At 55.9% G+C, this 15653-nt stretch carries 11 protein-coding genes, 3 tRNA genes and 1 pseudogene; 3 read left to right on the top strand and 12 right to left on the bottom strand.

The genetic code is table 11. The annotated features are described in order from the left end of the window. Positions 1-143: 143 nt before the first annotated feature. On the top strand, positions 144-1139 hold the full coding sequence (locus OM794_RS03770; RefSeq protein ID WP_226250416.1) for a tRNA dihydrouridine synthase: 996 nt from the start codon (positions 144-146) through the stop codon (positions 1137-1139). 200 nt (positions 1140-1339) lie between these two features. On the opposite strand, the gene OM794_RS03765 is transcribed toward OM794_RS03770, so the two are convergent. From OM794_RS03765 to OM794_RS03715, 11 genes and pseudogenes are all read right to left on the bottom strand, one after another. Then, positions 1340-1416: transfer RNA gene (locus tag OM794_RS03765), tRNA-Arg, on the bottom strand. 101 nt (positions 1417-1517) lie between these two features. Beyond that, a tRNA-Arg gene (locus OM794_RS03760) sits at positions 1518-1594 on the bottom strand. Between the two features lie 19 nt (positions 1595-1613). Continuing rightward, positions 1614-1706 (bottom strand) — tRNA-Ser (locus OM794_RS03755). A 133-nt stretch (positions 1707-1839) separates the two neighbouring features. Continuing rightward, entirely contained in the window at positions 1840-2028 is a 189-nt protein-coding gene (gene csrA / locus OM794_RS03750) for a carbon storage regulator CsrA (RefSeq protein ID WP_088700650.1), read from the bottom strand. 194 nt (positions 2029-2222) lie between these two features. Then, positions 2223-3473 (bottom strand): aspartate kinase, encoded by a 1251-nt coding sequence (locus OM794_RS03745; RefSeq protein ID WP_088700649.1) that lies wholly within the window; start codon positions 3471-3473, stop codon positions 2223-2225. A gap of 91 nt (positions 3474-3564) precedes the next feature. Next, a pseudogene (gene alaS / locus OM794_RS03740) lies at positions 3565-6176 on the bottom strand (alanine--tRNA ligase). 214 nt (positions 6177-6390) lie between these two features. Next, on the bottom strand, positions 6391-6855 hold the full coding sequence (locus tag OM794_RS03735) for a regulatory protein RecX (protein ID WP_226250418.1): 465 nt from the start codon (positions 6853-6855) through the stop codon (positions 6391-6393). A gap of 39 nt (positions 6856-6894) precedes the next feature. Then, positions 6895-7965: a recombinase RecA gene (recA, locus tag OM794_RS03730; protein WP_226250419.1), complete on the bottom strand. Its 1071-nt coding sequence runs from the start codon at positions 7963-7965 to the stop codon at positions 6895-6897. A 135-nt stretch (positions 7966-8100) separates the two neighbouring features. Beyond that, a complete protein-coding gene (locus tag OM794_RS03725; RefSeq protein ID WP_226250508.1) occupies positions 8101-8634 on the bottom strand; it encodes a CinA family protein in 534 nt (177 codons plus the stop codon). A 58-nt stretch (positions 8635-8692) separates the two neighbouring features. After that, complete coding sequence (locus OM794_RS03720; RefSeq protein ID WP_226250420.1) at positions 8693-9604, bottom strand: nucleotidyl transferase AbiEii/AbiGii toxin family protein; 912 nt, start codon at positions 9602-9604, stop codon at positions 8693-8695. Further along, entirely contained in the window at positions 9601-10338 is a 738-nt protein-coding gene (locus OM794_RS03715) for a type IV toxin-antitoxin system AbiEi family antitoxin domain-containing protein (RefSeq protein WP_226250421.1), read from the bottom strand. Before OM794_RS03715 ends, OM794_RS03720 begins: the two co-directional genes overlap by 4 nt. 323 nt (positions 10339-10661) lie before the next feature. On the opposite strand from OM794_RS03715, the gene mutS reads away from it, so the two are divergent. Both mutS and fdxA read left to right on the top strand, forming a co-directional pair. Continuing rightward, a complete protein-coding gene (gene mutS, locus OM794_RS03710; RefSeq protein ID WP_226250422.1) occupies positions 10662-13223 on the top strand; it encodes a DNA mismatch repair protein MutS in 2562 nt (853 codons plus the stop codon). A 278-nt stretch (positions 13224-13501) separates the two neighbouring features. After that, positions 13502-13825 (top strand): ferredoxin FdxA, encoded by a 324-nt coding sequence (gene fdxA, locus OM794_RS03705; RefSeq protein ID WP_007111508.1) that lies wholly within the window; start codon positions 13502-13504, stop codon positions 13823-13825. Positions 13826-14349: 524 nt separating this feature from the next. On the opposite strand, the gene eno is transcribed toward fdxA, so the two are convergent. Beyond that, entirely contained in the window at positions 14350-15639 is a 1290-nt protein-coding gene (gene eno, locus OM794_RS03700; protein ID WP_226250423.1) for a phosphopyruvate hydratase, read from the bottom strand. Positions 15640-15653: the final 14 nt, after the last annotated feature.

Raw genomic sequence — 15653 nt, 5'->3', positions numbered from 1 at the left:
AGCGAGGTGTCTTGAAGCACAGTTCAAGCACCATTGTTACGCACATCATTACGCCAATACGGTGAAAGGCGCTTGGCGCAGTAAGAGGAATGCACTAACCTGCCACACCCAGCATAAAATGCAATGGCGCGATAGTGGAAGTCATGGTTGTTAATTTACTACATAACGGCAGAATCGGCCTAGCCCCGATGGAAGGAGTGATCGACGCTCTGACCCGCGACCTGCTGACCCGACACGCAGGGTTCGACTGGACAGTCACGGAGTTTGTCCGCGTTGTTGATACCCGCCTGCCACCCAGAGTGTTTTATAAACACTGCCCGGAGCTGACGCAACCGCCTGTGGCAACGCCAAGTGGCATTCCCGTGCATTTACAGCTGCTGGGCTCTGACCCAGCCGCCCTGGCGGCCAATGCGCGACAGGCGCTTAGCCTGGGCGCGGTGAGCATCGATCTTAATTTTGGCTGCCCCGCCAAGCTGGTCAATCGTCACGACGGTGGCGCTTCGCTGCTACGCCAGCCTGAGCGCGTCTATCAAGCGGTCAAAGCTGTTCATGACGCTTTAGAGGGGGAAATCCCAGTGACCGCCAAGATTCGCCTTGGCTTCGCCAACCGCCGCCTCGCGGTTGCCTGTGCCCAGGCCACCGAGGCAGGAGGTGCTGCCCAGCTTGTGGTGCATGCGCGTACTCGAGACGAGGGCTACCGCCCACCGGCACACTGGGAATGGATCGGCAAAATACGCCGCCAGGTGTCCATTCCGGTGGTTGCCAACGGCGATATATGGACGCTGGAAGACTACTGGAAGGCTCGCACCCTGTCCGGGTGCCGCGATGTGATGCTGGGACGTAGCGCGCTGGCCGACCCTTGGCTGGCACCACGCATCCGCCATTGGCTGCAAACCGGCGAGCGGCTACCCGAAAGCAGCTGGGCGATGCGCGCCAATGTGCTCAAAGAGTACGCCGCCCTTCAGCGCCAACAGCTACCAGACCGCGTCGTGGTCTCCCTGGTAAAGCAGTGGCTCGCCCAAATGCGCCAGGGCAGCAGTGAAGCTGAACAGAATTTTCAGCGTGTGAAGCGGCTCACCGAGCTGGATCAACTACTCGACAGCCTGATTGTCGACGAACAGCACGCCGCGCTGGCCTAACCCCTCTCTCGACCCCCATCAATCAACAGGCAAAAAAAAGCGCCCTACCGTAAAGCGGGGCGCTACACACGATCGCAAGACCGGGGTGCGAGCCTTAGCCGGTCGGGCTGGAAACAGGTAATAAAGTCAGAAATAGGCGTTCAAAGTTCAGACTGGAAACAGAAAACCCGCCCTCAATGAAGAGAGCGGGTTTTGGAATCTGGCGCGCCCGGGAGGATTCGAACCTCCGACCCCCTGATTCGTAGTCAGGTACTCTATCCAGCTGAGCTACGGGCGCGTAATAGTTTGCTAACACTTAAACTTACCAAGCGCCACTTATCGAGACACTGACAATATATCAAAACACTGACAATGGAGAATAAGCAGCTAACCGAAAGGTGGCGCGCCCGGGAGGATTCGAACCTCCGACCCCCTGATTCGTAGTCAGGTACTCTATCCAGCTGAGCTACGGGCGCATACCTTCTAACATGCAATTGGCGGAGAGAGAGGGATTCGAACCCTCGATAGGGCTATAAACCCTATACTCCCTTAGCAGGGGAGCGCCTTCAGCCACTCGGCCACCTCTCCTTAACGGCACGGCGCGAATATTACCGATTTAGCCTTCTTGTGTCTAGTCTTCGACGGATTTTTTTCGCACCGGCCATATCTTACGTATAAGCTTACGCTTTAAGCATCGGTTCATTATGCGAGCCCGCGAGTCTTATTCCACTTCGTCTTCGCTGTTTCGTTCACGCTGAATACGCTGGTAAATCTCTTCACGGTGAACTGCCACATCTTTCGGCGCATTAACGCCAATACGTACTTGATTGCCTTTCACACCTAGCACGGTGACGGTGATTTCATCACCAATCATCAGGGTTTCGCCAACACGGCGAGTTAGGATGAGCATGGCTGATCTCCTTTTCAGACGTTTTATGCAACGGGATATGTCAGCCGGAGGCAACACCCTGCCATTATGCGACATAGTGCTGCCTGTCACCAATGACTCCGGCTCCATGACACCTTATACCTCCCGTTGAAAGAAAGCTCACCACCACACGGCAGTAAGTACCCCTTCAGCGTAGAAGGATTAAGGCATAAATGTTATTCAGATTCGATATCTGCCTTATCTAAACCAAAAGCTTTGTGTAACGCATTAACGGCAAGTTCCATATGCTTCTCATCAATAACGACCGAGATTTTAATCTCAGAAGTGGAAACCATACGGATATTGACGTTTTCGTCGGCGAGTACGCGGAACATTTTCGATGCGACACCCGCATGAGAACGCATACCTACACCCACTAAAGAAACCTTAGCAATATTATCATCGCCACGCAGCTCGCCGCCGCCTAAATCAGGAATCACCGTCTCTTCGAGCAGCTTCTTAGTGGCCTTGTAATCGCCTTTAGCAACCGTAAAGGTAAAGTCGGTATAGTCACCGGCCGGCGCCACGTTCTGCACGATCATATCAACTTCGATATTGGCATCGGCAATTGGGCCCAGGATACGTGATGCAACACCTGGCACGTCCGGGGTATTAAGCAGGGTTAATTTTGCTTCATTCTTGGTAAAGGCGATACCGGAGATCAGTGGTTCTTCCATAGCGTCCTCGTCTTGGTCTGCTTCTGCAACAATTAGGGTACCGGGACCATCTTCAAAGCTAGACAGTACCCGCAGGGGTACGTTGTATTTACCGGCAAACTCTACCGCACGGATCTGCAGCACTTTAGAGCCGAGACTGGCCAGCTCCAGCATCTCTTCGACGGTGATGCTCGTTAGCCGCTGGGCCTTGGAGCAAACACGGGGGTCGGTGGTGTAAACCCCATCAACATCGGTGTAAATTTGGCACTCATCGGCGCCTAGCGCGGCGGCTAACGCCACCCCGGTGGTGTCGGAACCACCGCGGCCCAGGGTGGTAATATTGCCTTCTTCATCAACCCCTTGGAAACCAGCGACGACCACTACCTGCCCAGCGTCCAGGTCGGCCTTCAGGTCTTCGGTTTCAATGCGCTGAATACGTGCCTTGGTATAGGCACTATCGGTATGAATACCTACCTGGGCGCCCGTGTGCGAAGTGGCTGGCACGCCGATTTGCTGAAGCGCCATGGCAAGCAGAGAAATAGTCACCTGCTCACCGGTGGACAGCAGCATATCCATCTCACGTGGCGCGGGATCTTCATTCAGCGCCTGCGCCATATCGGTAAGGCGGTTAGTTTCGCCGCTCATGGCGGAGACCACGACCACTACCTGATGACCTTGGTCGCGGAAACCCTTAACCTTTTCCGCTACGGCCTTGATACGCTCGACAGAGCCCACCGAAGTGCCGCCGAACTTCTGTACGTATAATGCCATATGCCGTTTTTCCTATGCGTTCGGGAATGGAGGGTGAAGTTGTATTTAAATAAATGAAGGCCGGTGACAATAATGCCACCGGCCCAAAGGTTTAGCTAAGTACGTTTTCCAACCATACCGGTACGCTCTTCAACGCATCCGGCAAGGCGTCGGGTTGACTACCTCCCGCTTGAGCCATATCGGGGCGGCCGCCGCCCTTTCCTCCCACCTGCGAGGCAACATGGTTCACCAGCTCACCGGCTTTCACTCGACCGGTCAGGTCTTGGGTTACCCCAGCGATCAGGCTTACTTTGCCCGACGCCTGGTCGGCAACACCGAGGATAATCACTCCGGAGCTTAGCTTGTTTTTAAGCTGATCGAGGATGCCACGTAGATCTTTGCCCGACACACCATCCAACTGTGTCGCCAGCAGCTTAACACCGTTGATCTCTTGCACCTGGCTGAGCATGTCGCTACCCGCAGCGCTGGCCAGCTTGGCCTTGAGCTGCTCAAGCTCTTTTTCCAGGCTGCGGTTACGCTCAACCAGTGACTCTACCCGGGCTTCAACCTGCTCAGGCTTGGTCTTCAACCGCTCGCCCAAGCGCTCAAGGCGGGCCTCCTGCTCGCGGAAATAGGCCAGCGCATTTTCGCCGGTGATCGCTTCGATACGGCGCACGCCGGAAGCAATACCTACCTCGCTTATTACATGACAGCAGCCAATATCGCCGCTGCGCGCCACGTGGGTACCACCGCACAACTCGATAGAGAAGTCGTCGGCACCAATGGTCAGCACGCGCACGTTCTCGGCGTACTTGGCCTCAAACAGCGCTGCCGCTCCCTTGGCCTTGGCTTGATCGAGGCTCATCTGCTCGACCTTGGTCGGCGCGTTAGCCAATATCTGCTCGTTGACCAGACGCTCGACTTCTGCCAGCTGTTCGGCGGTCATCGGCTCGAAGTGGCTAAAGTCGAAGCGCAGTCGCTCGGCGTTGACCAGCGAGCCTTTCTGCTGCACGTGGTCACCCAGCACCATGCGCAGCGCTTGGTGCAACAAGTGGGTGGCCGAGTGATTGCGGAGGGTGGCAGTGCGCAGACTGGCGTCTACTTCACCGCGTACGCTGGCACCGATGCTTAGCGAGCCTTCGACCATCATACCCTGGTGCAGGTGATGACCGTTCTTCTTTTGGGTATCGGTAACCTGGAAACGGCCACCGTCGACATACAGGTATCCGGTATCGCCCACCTGCCCACCAGACTCGCCATAAAATGGCGTGCGATCCAGCACCACGATGCCCTTCTGCCCCGCCTCCAGCGCGGCCAGGGCGTTGCCTTCGCTGTCGACCAGCGCGGTGACCTTGGCCTGGTCTTCCAAACGGTCGTAGCCGGTGAAGGCCGTCTCACCCTCCAGCTCGATGGAGGCGCTGTAGTCGGCACCAAACTGGCTGGCTGCCCTTGCACGTTCACGCTGGGCCTCCAGGGCTTGCTGAAAGCCCTCTTCATCCAGGGTGACACCACGTTCGCGGCAGACGTCGGCGGTAAGGTCGAAGGGAAATCCGTAGGTGTCGTAAAGCTTGAAGACGGTCTCACCCGGCAGCACCTTGCCGTCCAATTCCGCCAGGGCCGCGTTCAATAGCCCCATGCCATGATCCAGGGTGCGTGCAAACTGCTCCTCTTCTTTTAGCAGCACGCGGGCGATTTGATCGCTCGCTTCACGCAGTTCCGGATAGGCATCGCCCATCTCCGCATCCAGCGCTGCAACCAGCTTATGAAAGAACGGTTCTACCGCACCCAACTTATGGCCGTGACGAATCGCCCGGCGAATGATCCGACGCAGCACATAGCCACGCCCTTCGTTGGAAGGCAGCACGCCATCGGCAATCAGAAAGGCGCAGGAGCGGATATGATCGGCGATGACGCGCAGCGAAGGTGTCGAGGTGTCCGGATGCCCGGTCGCTTTGGCAGCGGCTTTCAACAGGTTCTGGAACAGGTCGATCTCGTAGTTGGAGTGCACGCCTTGCATGACAGCGGCGACACGCTCCAAGCCCATACCGGTATCGATAGAGGGTTTTGGCAGCGGGTTGAGCGTGCCCTGGGCATCACGATCAAACTGCATGAAGACCAGGTTCCAGATTTCTATAAAACGATCGCCGTCCTCTTCCGGCGTTCCCGGCGGGCCACCCCACACTTCAGGGCCGTGATCAAAAAAGATCTCCGAACAGGGGCCGCAAGGACCGGTATCGCCCATCTGCCAGAAATTATCCTTTGCGCCGATACGCGCAATGCGCTCGTGAGGCACGCCAATATCGTCGGCCCAAATGTTGTAGGCCTCGTCATCTTCGGTAAAGACGGTAACCCATAGTTTGTCTGCAGGCAGCCCAAGCCGCTCAGTGAGAAACTGCCAAGCGAAACGAATGGCGTCGTGCTTAAAGTAATCACCGAAGCTGAAGTTGCCCAGCATTTCAAAAAAAGTATGGTGGCGCGCGGTATAGCCCACGTTGTCTAAATCATTATGTTTACCACCGGCTCGCACGCAGCGCTGGGCGGAAGTCGCCCGCACATAGGGGCGCGGGTCGCGGCCTAAAAGACGTCTTTAAAAGGCACCATGCCTGCATTCGTGAACAGTAGGGTGGCATCGTTGCCAGGTACCAGTGACCCTGTTGGCACGATGGTGTGCCCCTGCTCTGCAAAGTAATCAAGAAAGGCCTTTCTGAGTTCTGCGCTCTTCATAGGGTATCCGTAACAAGAAAGCGTGATGTCCCAGGGCGCTGTCACCGCTACCCTCAGGGGTCGCAAAGCAGCCATTATAGCGCAGTTGTCAAACGACTAAAGCCAGACTTAGTGGCAGAATGGCAAACAGCTGTGTGGACAGCCAGATGAACAAGCGTATTAGAGCGCTATTAGAAATGTAAGAGGGGATGGGTTACGGGCTGTAGAAAACGTATTAGAGGCAGGAGAGCGCGTAGCGAATTTGCTCAAAATCGAAGCCGCGGCTGGCGAGAAAGCGCTCGCGTCTAGCGCGCTCTTTGGGGGTCTCACCAGGGCTATCAAAGCGCCGCGCCAGGGTTTCCCGGGCTAGCTCAAACCAGTCGACCTGCTCGCCCTTCTCCACCTCTTCAAAAGCGGTGGTAAGGGTTTCCTGGTCAACGCCGCGCTGGCGCAACTCGCCTTTAATACGAATAACGCCTTGGCCGCGCAGAATACGCGTGCGTACGAAACTGGCCGCAAAGCGAGCGTCAGACTGCAGCCCTTGTTCAACCAAGGTGTCCAAGCACTCATCAATAGCGGCATCGTCGAAGGATTTTTTCTTCAACCGCTGGGCAAGCTCGGCGCGGGAGTATTCGCGCCGAGCCAGTAAGCCAATGGCGATGTCACGGGGCGTGGCATCGCGCTGGGAGCTAAAGGCCATCAGACGCTCTTCGCTAACATCGGCTTCGCTAGCATCGTCTTAGAGCAGATCGTCATCGCCCGCGTCCAATTCTGCTGCTTCGGCTGGCGCATCTTCCTTCTCCTTTTTAGGGTCAGGCTTGGCCAACAGCTGCTCACGAATCTGCGTTTCGATTTCGAGCATAATTTCCGGGTGCTCTTCCAGGTAGAGCGCTGAATTGGCTTTACCCTGACCGATTTTCTTACCTTTATAGCTGTACCAGGCACCGGCTTTGTCGACGAGGTTACACTGCACGCCCAGATCAATGACCTCACCGGCGTGGTAGATACCCTTACCGTAAAGAATCTGGAATTCAGCCTGACGGAATGGCGGTGCCACCTTGTTTTTGACTACTTTCACGCGGGTTTCGTTACCGGTGACTTCATCACCCACTTTTACCGACCCGGTGCGGCGGATATCCAAACGCACGCTGGAGTAGAACTTCAGCGCGTTACCCCCCGTGGTGGTTTCAGGGCTACCAAACATGACACCAATTTTCATGCGGATCTGGTTGATGAAGATCACCAGGCAGTTGGCGTTCTTGATATTACCAGTGATTTTACGCAGCGCCTGAGACATCAAACGCGCCTGCAGCCCGACGTGGGAGTCCCCCATTTCGCCTTCGATTTCAGCGCGCGGGGTTAACGCAGCCACGGAGTCGATAACAATCACATCAACACCGCCGGAGCGAACCAGCATGTCGGTAATTTCCAGCGCTTGCTCGCCGGTGTCCGGCTGAGAAACCAGCAGGTCATCCAGGTTAACGCCCAATTTTTCGGCGTAGCTGGGGTCAAGGGCATGCTCGGCGTCCACGAAGGCACACACTTTGCCCTGCTTTTGCGCCTGAGCAATCACCGAGAGGGTCAGGGTGGTTTTACCCGACGACTCCGGGCCAAAGATTTCGCACACGCGGCCAAACGGCAGGCCGCCGATGCCGAGTGCGATATCCAGACCCAATGATCCGGTGGAAACCGACGGCATGACGACACGCGGCGCGTCGCCGAGACGCATAACGGTGCCCTTGCCGAACTGACGGTCGATTTGGGTGAGTGCAGCGTTTAGCGCTTTAGTGCGGTTGTCATCCTGAGCCATTCGGTGATTCCTCATAACAAGCTGTATAATTAGCCAGTAGTATGCCAAAGATTACGCCGTAAACAAATCCTTGATCACGCTTTCTCTCATCTATTTTCTTATGCGCCGTTCTGGATAAGCACCTTTTCCTTACCACTAGTGCGTCTTGCTCGCCTTTTCCCGCTCATTCAGGCGCGCCACCAGCCCTACCAAGGCCTGACGTACCGCCTGCTCTCGCACAGCCTGGCGATCGCCAGGGAAGTGAAAGCACTCTGCCTCCTGGGCAGCGGTATCTCCCCAGGCCAGCCAAACCGTCCCCACTGGCTTCGCATCGCTGCCGCCATCCGGCCCAGCCACGCCGCTAACGGCAACGGCCAATCCTGCGCCACTTTCACGGCAGGCCCCTGCGACCATGGCATTAACCACTTCTGCGCTTACCGCACCGTGCTCGGCCAGCGTGGCCTCAGGCACGCCTAACAAGCGAGTTTTAGCCGCATTCGAATAGGTCACATAGCCAGTCGTAAAGTAAGCAGAGCTTCCCGCAGTGGAGGTGATAGCGCTGGCAATGCCGCCCCCTGTGCATGACTCCGCGGCGGTCACTTCCACATCCAACTGCTTACACAGCCGCCCTAGCCGCTGAGCCAACAGGGTTAAATCAAGATTTTTCAGGCTAGTTTCGCTGGGCACTATCTTCGCTCCTTCAAGTGTGTCGTCTGTTCAGGCAAGCCGGGCTGCCGAAGCTAAGCGTTCATGCCAGCAGTGTAGACAACACATCGGTCTGCTCGGCAAATTTCTTCGCATTGGATTTTTTCAGTTGCACTAAATTGCGCAGTTTCCAACGAATACCCGGAAGTTGCTCTAGATGAGCAATATCCATCAGCGACCAATCAGGCTCTCCGGCCACTAGCGATAGCAAAAAACGACGTTCGCTTTCGTCTAGCCCCATTCGAAGTTCGCTTATCATTCGTTCGCGTGTTGTGAGCAATGCTTCGAGCGTCACGGGCTGGGACGTCATCCCATCGAAATTGTGTTTGTAGTCATAGCCGATATCCCTCCGTTGTGGACATAAAACCTCATGCACCGGACGGTTGTGACTGGCGAGGTAAACAACGAAGGCGCGGCGAATGCCGGGGGTGATCCCCTCATTTTCAAAAAGTTGAGACACATCGAATAGATCGCGTGGGTGCTGACGATCCAGGGCGGCGACCAGCTTGCCGCCATAGAGATCCTCCAACGAAGCGACGGGTATTTCCAGATCGGCCATCAATACATCACTGGCAACAGAGGTAAGAGAAGCTCGACGCACGGGCTGCACAGTGCCACGCAGCACACAATTAACTTCGATTTTAACCTCTGTGCCTCCTCGTCGCACCAGCAGCTTAGTCTCACCGGCTTCAGCAGGGGGTAAATGTGCTTGGAATCCCTGTTTAGTCAATCGATCAGCCGACTGCCGAATAGCGTCACTAATCCTCGCTAGTGCTTGCTGACGCGGTAGCCTGTAATCACAAAACAGCAAGTCGAGATCAACTGACAATCGCGGCATATCGCGCACAAAAAGATTGATGGCCGTACCACCTTTCAGCGCAAAGGTATCATCCACAAATACCAGTGGGGCGACTTGCGTGAGTAGGCGTGCTGTATCGAGATACGCAGAATTCATGGCTTTAGCACCAACAGACCATCAGCAGATTTAGACACCCAAGGCCGGTCACTGCCAGTCGGCAATATACTTGGATCAAGCTTGTCAGCCCACGGCAGCCCCCCTTCCCGACCAAGCTGTAGGCACAGCCTTACTGTCTTAACGCTGGAGCAACACTGCAAAAGCTCTTGCAGTACTTTAACGCGCAGGTTATAGGAACTTTCCACCAGTTCCTGGGCTTCCTGTAACGGCTGCCGCAAGCCAACTTCACTCAACAGCTCAAGCAACGCTCTTTCTGGCGACGAAACCAGCGGCGCCCCATCCCGCCTTTCAAAGGGGCGAACGTGCAGTAATGCATCGGGGTGTTCATCGAAAATGCGCTTGCGGTGATAATCGGCCGGGAAACGCTCTACAAACCAGCTCGGCAGCTGTCCGTCAGCCCAACCGTATAAGCGTAGAGTAGGCTGTTGCGCGAGGTAATGGCGCACCCCGTACCAGTCGAGCGCCGACTTACCGCCAACGTGAAGTCCCTTAAGCTTGTGTTGCAGCAAGAGAAGGCAAGGGTTCAACTGTAGCTCATCGTTTGGTCGGCAGTAGACGCCACGTGCCAAACGCAGTAGCCAGCCTGCTCGCACGTAGTACACAGCAAGGTCTGCCGAAATACCCAGAGACATCAGATCGGCTGCGGTAAAAGGCGCCCCTGGAGTCAGCTTGGTATAGAGAGCTTTTAGTTTGCCTGAAATATTCGTAGCCATGCTACGTTTTATACACCTTTTCCAAATAGAGATCTATTTAGCTTAACCTTTATAATCGTAGCCTGACTACGATTATATGCATTTTTACAAACCATCGTGGAAACACTCAAACACAACATATTGGGAGTCGAATATGGCGTCAGGCAAATAGCGGATATTTTTTCAGGCTAGTTTCGCGGGGCACTATCTTCGCTCCTTCAAGTGTGTCGTCTGTTCAGCGTAGAATACTGCGTTTAGCTTGCTCAAAGAACTTGAACCAAGAACTGGCTCAACGAACACGCCGTAAGCCGTAATGGTTTGCGCTACGCTTAATCAGGATGCCCATGTCACAGGCTATTCCCGCCAACACGCCAATGATCACCCAGTATTTAAAGATCAAACGCGAGCACCCCGAGGTACTGCTGTTCTACCGCATGGGGGATTTTTACGAACTGTTTTTCGACGACGCCAAGCGCGCCGCCGCGCTGCTGGATATTACCCTTACCCAGCGCGGCCAGTCGGGCGGCAAACCGATCCCCATGGCGGGCGTACCTTACCATAGCGCTGAAGGCTATCTCGCGCGTCTGGTTGCCGGTGGCGAGTCGGTGGCGATCTGCGAGCAGATTGGCGATCCCGCCACCAGCAAAGGCCCCGTCGAGCGCCAGGTGGTACGTATCGTCACCCCCGGTACGCTCCACGATGAAGCGTTGCTTGATGCCCGCCGCGACAACGTACTGGTGTCAGTCTCCCCCGGCAAAGAGAGGTGGGGGCTTGCCTGGCTGGAACTCTCCAGCGGGCGTTTTAACGTACTGGAAGTGGAGAGCGAAGCGGAGATGCTGGCGGAGCTCACTCGCCTCTCTCCCGCCGAACTGCTGGTGCCCGAAAGCCTGACGCTACCCGATACCTGGTCGCAAAAGCGCAGCCTGCGCCGCCAGGGGGAGTGGCTGTTTGACCTGGAGAGCGCTACTCGCAGCCTCTGCGACCAGTTTGAAGTGCAGGATTTACGCGGCTTTGGCTGTGCGCACTTATCCACGGCGCTGATTGCTGCGGGGGTACTGATCGATTACGCCCGGGACACCCAACGCTCGCGCCTCCCCCACGTGACCGCCATCAGCGTTGAGAACCGCGACGATGCGGTGGTAATCGACGCCGCCAGCCGCCGTAATCTGGAAATCGATATCAACCTGGGCGGCAGTAGCGATAACACTCTGGCCAGCGTGCTGGACACCTGTACCACCGCCATGGGTTCGCGGCTGCTCAAGCGCTGGCTCAACCGCCCGCTCCGCCAACGCGATATCGTGCAGGGGCGCCATGCAGGGGTGGCGCTGTTAAGCCTGGATGCCGCCTATATGCCACTGCGCGAAACGTTAAGCGCGGTGGGCGACGTGGAGCGCATTCTCGCCCGCGTGGCATTGTATAGCGCCCGTCCGCGCGATTTGGCACGGCTGCGCGATGCATTGGTAACGCTCCCGGAACTGGAGCAGCAGCTAAGCGAGGTAGAGAGCGGCAGCGCTTTGGACAACCTGCGCCCGCATATTCGTCCCTACCCGGAAATGGCCGATATGCTCAGCCGCGCGCTGGTGGAAAACCCGCCGGTGGTGATCCGCGATGGAGGGGTGATTGCCGACGGTTTTGATGCTGAACTTGATGAGCATCGCGGCATGGCCGAGAACGCGGGTGACTACCTTATTCAGCTAGAGCTGCGCGAGCGCGAGCGCACGGGCCTTGCCAACCTCAAAGTGGGCTACAACCGGGTACACGGCTACTTTATCGAGCTGCCGCGCTCCCAGGCTCAGCAGGCGCCAGCCGACTATATCCGCCGTCAAACGCTAAAAAATGCCGAGCGGTTTATTATTCCCGAGCTTAAAGAGTTTGAAGATAAGGCGCTGTCGGCCAAGTCCCGAGCGCTCACCCGTGAAAAATGGCTCTATGACCGCCTGCTGGGCGATCTCAATAACAGCCTTCACGCGCTGCAAAGCACTTCTCAAGCCTTGGCGGAACTGGATGTGCTGTGCGCCTTTGCCGAACGCGCCGAGGCGCTGAACTGGGTGCGTCCGACACTCACGGAAACCACCGGTATTCAAATCGACGCGGGGCGTCACCCGGTGGTCGAGCAGGTGAGCGAAACTCCCTTTGTGCCTAACGACGTGACACTCAATCCTGACCAGCATATGTTGATTATTACCGGCCCCAATATGGGCGGTAAATCGACCTATATGCGTCAAACGGCGCTCATCGCCCTGCTGGCCCACTGCGGTAGCTTCGTGCCCGCCGATGCCGCCGAGATCGGCCCACTGGATCGAATATTTACCCGCATTGGCTCATCGGATGACTTGGCGGGCGGGCGCTCTACCTTTATGGTGGAGATGACTGAAACCGCCAATATTCTCCACAACGCCACCCAGCAAAGTTTGATCCTGATGGATGAGATTGGCCGTGGCACCAGTACCTTTGACGGTTTATCCCTGGCCTGGGCAAGTGCGGAGCATCTCGCCAAGGGGCGTGCGCTAACCCTGTTCGCGACCCACTACTTTGAAATGACGGCGCTGCCTGAGCATATGGAAGGCGTGGCCAATATCCACCTCACGGCTACCGAACATGGCGACAGCATTGTGTTTATGCACCGCATCGAAGCGGGCCCGGCCAGCCAGAGCTACGGCTTGCAGGTGGCGCAATTGGCGGGTGTGCCCAATCATGTGATTAAGCGTGCCCGCGAAAAGCTGGTGAGCCTGGAACAACGCGATGTAGATAACACAGCACAGGCGCCGCGAACCACTCCCCAGCAAAACGATCTGTTCGCCGCCGCGCCGCATCCGGTGGTAGAGGCGTTGGAAAACATCGATGTGGATGATTTAACGCCGCGGGAAGCACTTGCACTGTTGTATCAGTGGCGAGACCTGATCTAATAGTGCTCATAACTTGGAAGGCCATAAGTGAGCTTCTAGTGCCAGGGCAGGTTGGAGCGAGGGTCTTGAAAAAGTAGCGCCCTAGGATGGGCTCACAGCGCCCTCGCGGAAACCTGTACTAGCATTGCTACCAACGAGAATCATATGGCGCTTGCCGACAGGTAGGCGCACCTCTAGAATGTCGCTCAAACTTTTAGCTTATAAAAAACGGCTGATTTATAACCATTCACGATTGACCATGGCTGAGAGACTCTCGGCCCTGCAAGAGGGATAGCAAGATGACGTTTGTCGTTACCGAGAACTGCATCCAGTGCAAATACACCGACTGTGTGGAAGTCTGCCCGGTCGACTGTTTCTACGAGGGCCCGAACTTCCTGGTCATTCATCCGGACGAGTGTATCGACTGCGCGCTGTGTGAGCCCGAGTGCCCCGCCGAGGCGATATTCTCCGAGGATGAGCTGCCGGATGGGCAAGAGGCCTTTATCGAGATTAATGCTGAAATGGCCGAAGTGTGGCCGAACATTGCCGAAAGAAAAGATCCGTTGCCGGACGCCGAAGAGTGGGACGGCAAGCCAGGTAAGCTTGAGAAATTAGAACGCTAAGGCTGACTATCCACTCATCAGCACTTCTTTTTAAAACCAGCGACCACGCTGGTTTTTTTATTGTGTCGCCGACAGTGGGTCGTCAAAAAGTGTGTTGTCCCAAACCCCAGACAAAAAAAGGCGGCCCGTAGGCCGCCCGCTCCAAGCACTTCCTCTGACCACTCCCTGGATCAACCTCCTCAGATGACATCCTTGCCGGGACTTACCTCACTGTATCACCCGGCGCATCTGACCTACATCCCGCTGCATCCTGACTGAAGCGTCCTTGCCTCCCCTAGTCCTGAATGCATTGTGGCATATCACAGCGGCTTCTCAACAAAGCCAAAATGCAAAAAGGCGAGCCTTTGCGGCTCGCCTTATTTTAAAAAACCAACAAAAACAAAAACTTAAAGTTAAATTAGTGAAAAAATAGGCAATTTCTTACCCAAAACGAGCGAATTTCGTCGGCATTTGTAAGATATCTCTTACAAAATTTTGAGACATCTCTTACAAACGCCTCGCAAAATTCGCTCGAAATTGGTTTTTTACTGCCCCTTAATTGCCTTCAAACCTGGGTAGGTTACCTCACCAAGCTCCGCTTCAATCACCAGCAAACGGTTGTACTTGGCAACCCGGTCAGAGCGGCACAGGGAACCCGTTTTGATCTGCCCGGCACAGGTACCCACTGCCAAATCGGCAATGGTGGTATCTTCGGTTTCACCGGAGCGGTGAGAAATAACCGCCGTAAAGCCCGCATCCTGGGCCATCTTGATGGCATCCAGCGTCTCAGAAAGCGAGCCGATCTGGTTGAATTTGATCAAGATAGAGTTACCAATCTTCTCATCAATACCGCGCTTGAGAATCTTGGTGTTGGTGACGAATAGGTCATCGCCCACGAGCTGTACTTTATCGCCCAACTTATCCGTTAGCGCTTTCCAGCCCGCCCAATCGGATTCATCCATGCCGTCTTCGATGGACACAATCGGGTAATCGGCGCACAGGCCTGCCAGGTAATCGGTAAAGCCTTGGGCGTCGTAGCTTTTGCCTTCACCAGAAAGGTTGTACTGGCCGTCTTTATAGAACTCGGAAGACGCACAATCCAACGCCAGGGTAACGTCTTTACCCAGTACGTAACCTGCATCTGCCACGGCCTGTTTAATCACCGCCAGCGCATCAGCGTTAGAGGCCAGATTAGGCGCAAAGCCGCCCTCGTCACCGACGGAGGTAGAGAGCCCTTTCGCCGCGAGCACTTTTTTCAGCGCGTGGAAAATTTCAGCGCCCATGCGCAGCCCTTCACGGAAGTTGGGCGCGCCCACTGGCTGCACCATAAATTCCTGTATATCGACGTTATTATCCGCGTGCTCGCCGCCGTTGATGATATTCATCATCGGAACCGGCATGCTGTACTGACCCGGCTGGCCATAAAGCTCGGCAATATGGGCATACAGCGGCACGCCTTTGGCGTTAGCAGCGGCTTTAGCGGCAGCCAGCGAGACGGCTAGAATGGCGTTAGCGCCCAGATTCGCTTTGTTCTCGGTGCCATCCAGCGCCAGCATGGCATCGTCCAGGCCACGTTGGTCACGGGCATCCATACCCAGCAGCGCATCACGAATTTTGCCATTGACCGCATCGACTGCTTTCAGCACGCCCTTACCCAGGTAGCGCGACTTATCGCCGTCGCGCAGCTCTAACGCTTCCCGGGAGCCGGTCGAGGCACCACTGGGTGCACAGGCTTCGCCGACAGCGCCACTGGCAAGGCGTACATGCGCCTGCACGGTGGGGTTACCGCGTGAATCCAGCACTTCCAACGCACTGATAGCAACAATTTTGGTCATGGCAGTGTCCTTTC

The organism is Halomonas sp. BDJS001 (genome assembly GCF_026104355.1).
In the GTDB taxonomy this organism is placed as follows: domain Bacteria; phylum Pseudomonadota; class Gammaproteobacteria; order Pseudomonadales; family Halomonadaceae; genus Vreelandella.
The sequence above is the reverse complement of the archived record's forward strand: the minus strand, read 5'-3'. Positions and strand labels throughout refer to the sequence as shown.

Bases quoted from the DNA above. Each gene is read 5' to 3' on its own strand.
- OM794_RS03745 (WP_088700649.1), bottom strand. From the start codon at position 3,473: ATGGCATTATACGTACAGAAGTTCGGCGGCACTTCGGTGGGCTCTGTC.
- fdxA (WP_007111508.1), top strand. From the start codon at position 13,502: ATGACGTTTGTCGTTACCGAGAACTGCATCCAGTGCAAATACACCGAC.
- OM794_RS03720 (WP_226250420.1), bottom strand. From the start codon at position 9,604: ATGAATTCTGCGTATCTCGATACAGCACGCCTACTCACGCAAGTCGCC.
- eno (WP_226250423.1), bottom strand. From the start codon at position 15,639: ATGACCAAAATTGTTGCTATCAGTGCGTTGGAAGTGCTGGATTCACGC.
- mutS (WP_226250422.1), top strand. From the start codon at position 10,662: ATGTCACAGGCTATTCCCGCCAACACGCCAATGATCACCCAGTATTTA.
- OM794_RS03770 (WP_226250416.1), top strand. From the start codon at position 144: ATGGTTGTTAATTTACTACATAACGGCAGAATCGGCCTAGCCCCGATG.
- OM794_RS03735 (WP_226250418.1), bottom strand. From the start codon at position 6,855: ATGGCCTTTAGCTCCCAGCGCGATGCCACGCCCCGTGACATCGCCATT.
- csrA (WP_088700650.1), bottom strand. From the start codon at position 2,028: ATGCTCATCCTAACTCGCCGTGTTGGCGAAACCCTGATGATTGGTGAT.
- OM794_RS03715 (WP_226250421.1), bottom strand. From the start codon at position 10,338: ATGGCTACGAATATTTCAGGCAAACTAAAAGCTCTCTATACCAAGCTG.
- recA (WP_226250419.1), bottom strand. From the start codon at position 7,965: ATGGCTCAGGATGACAACCGCACTAAAGCGCTAAACGCTGCACTCACC.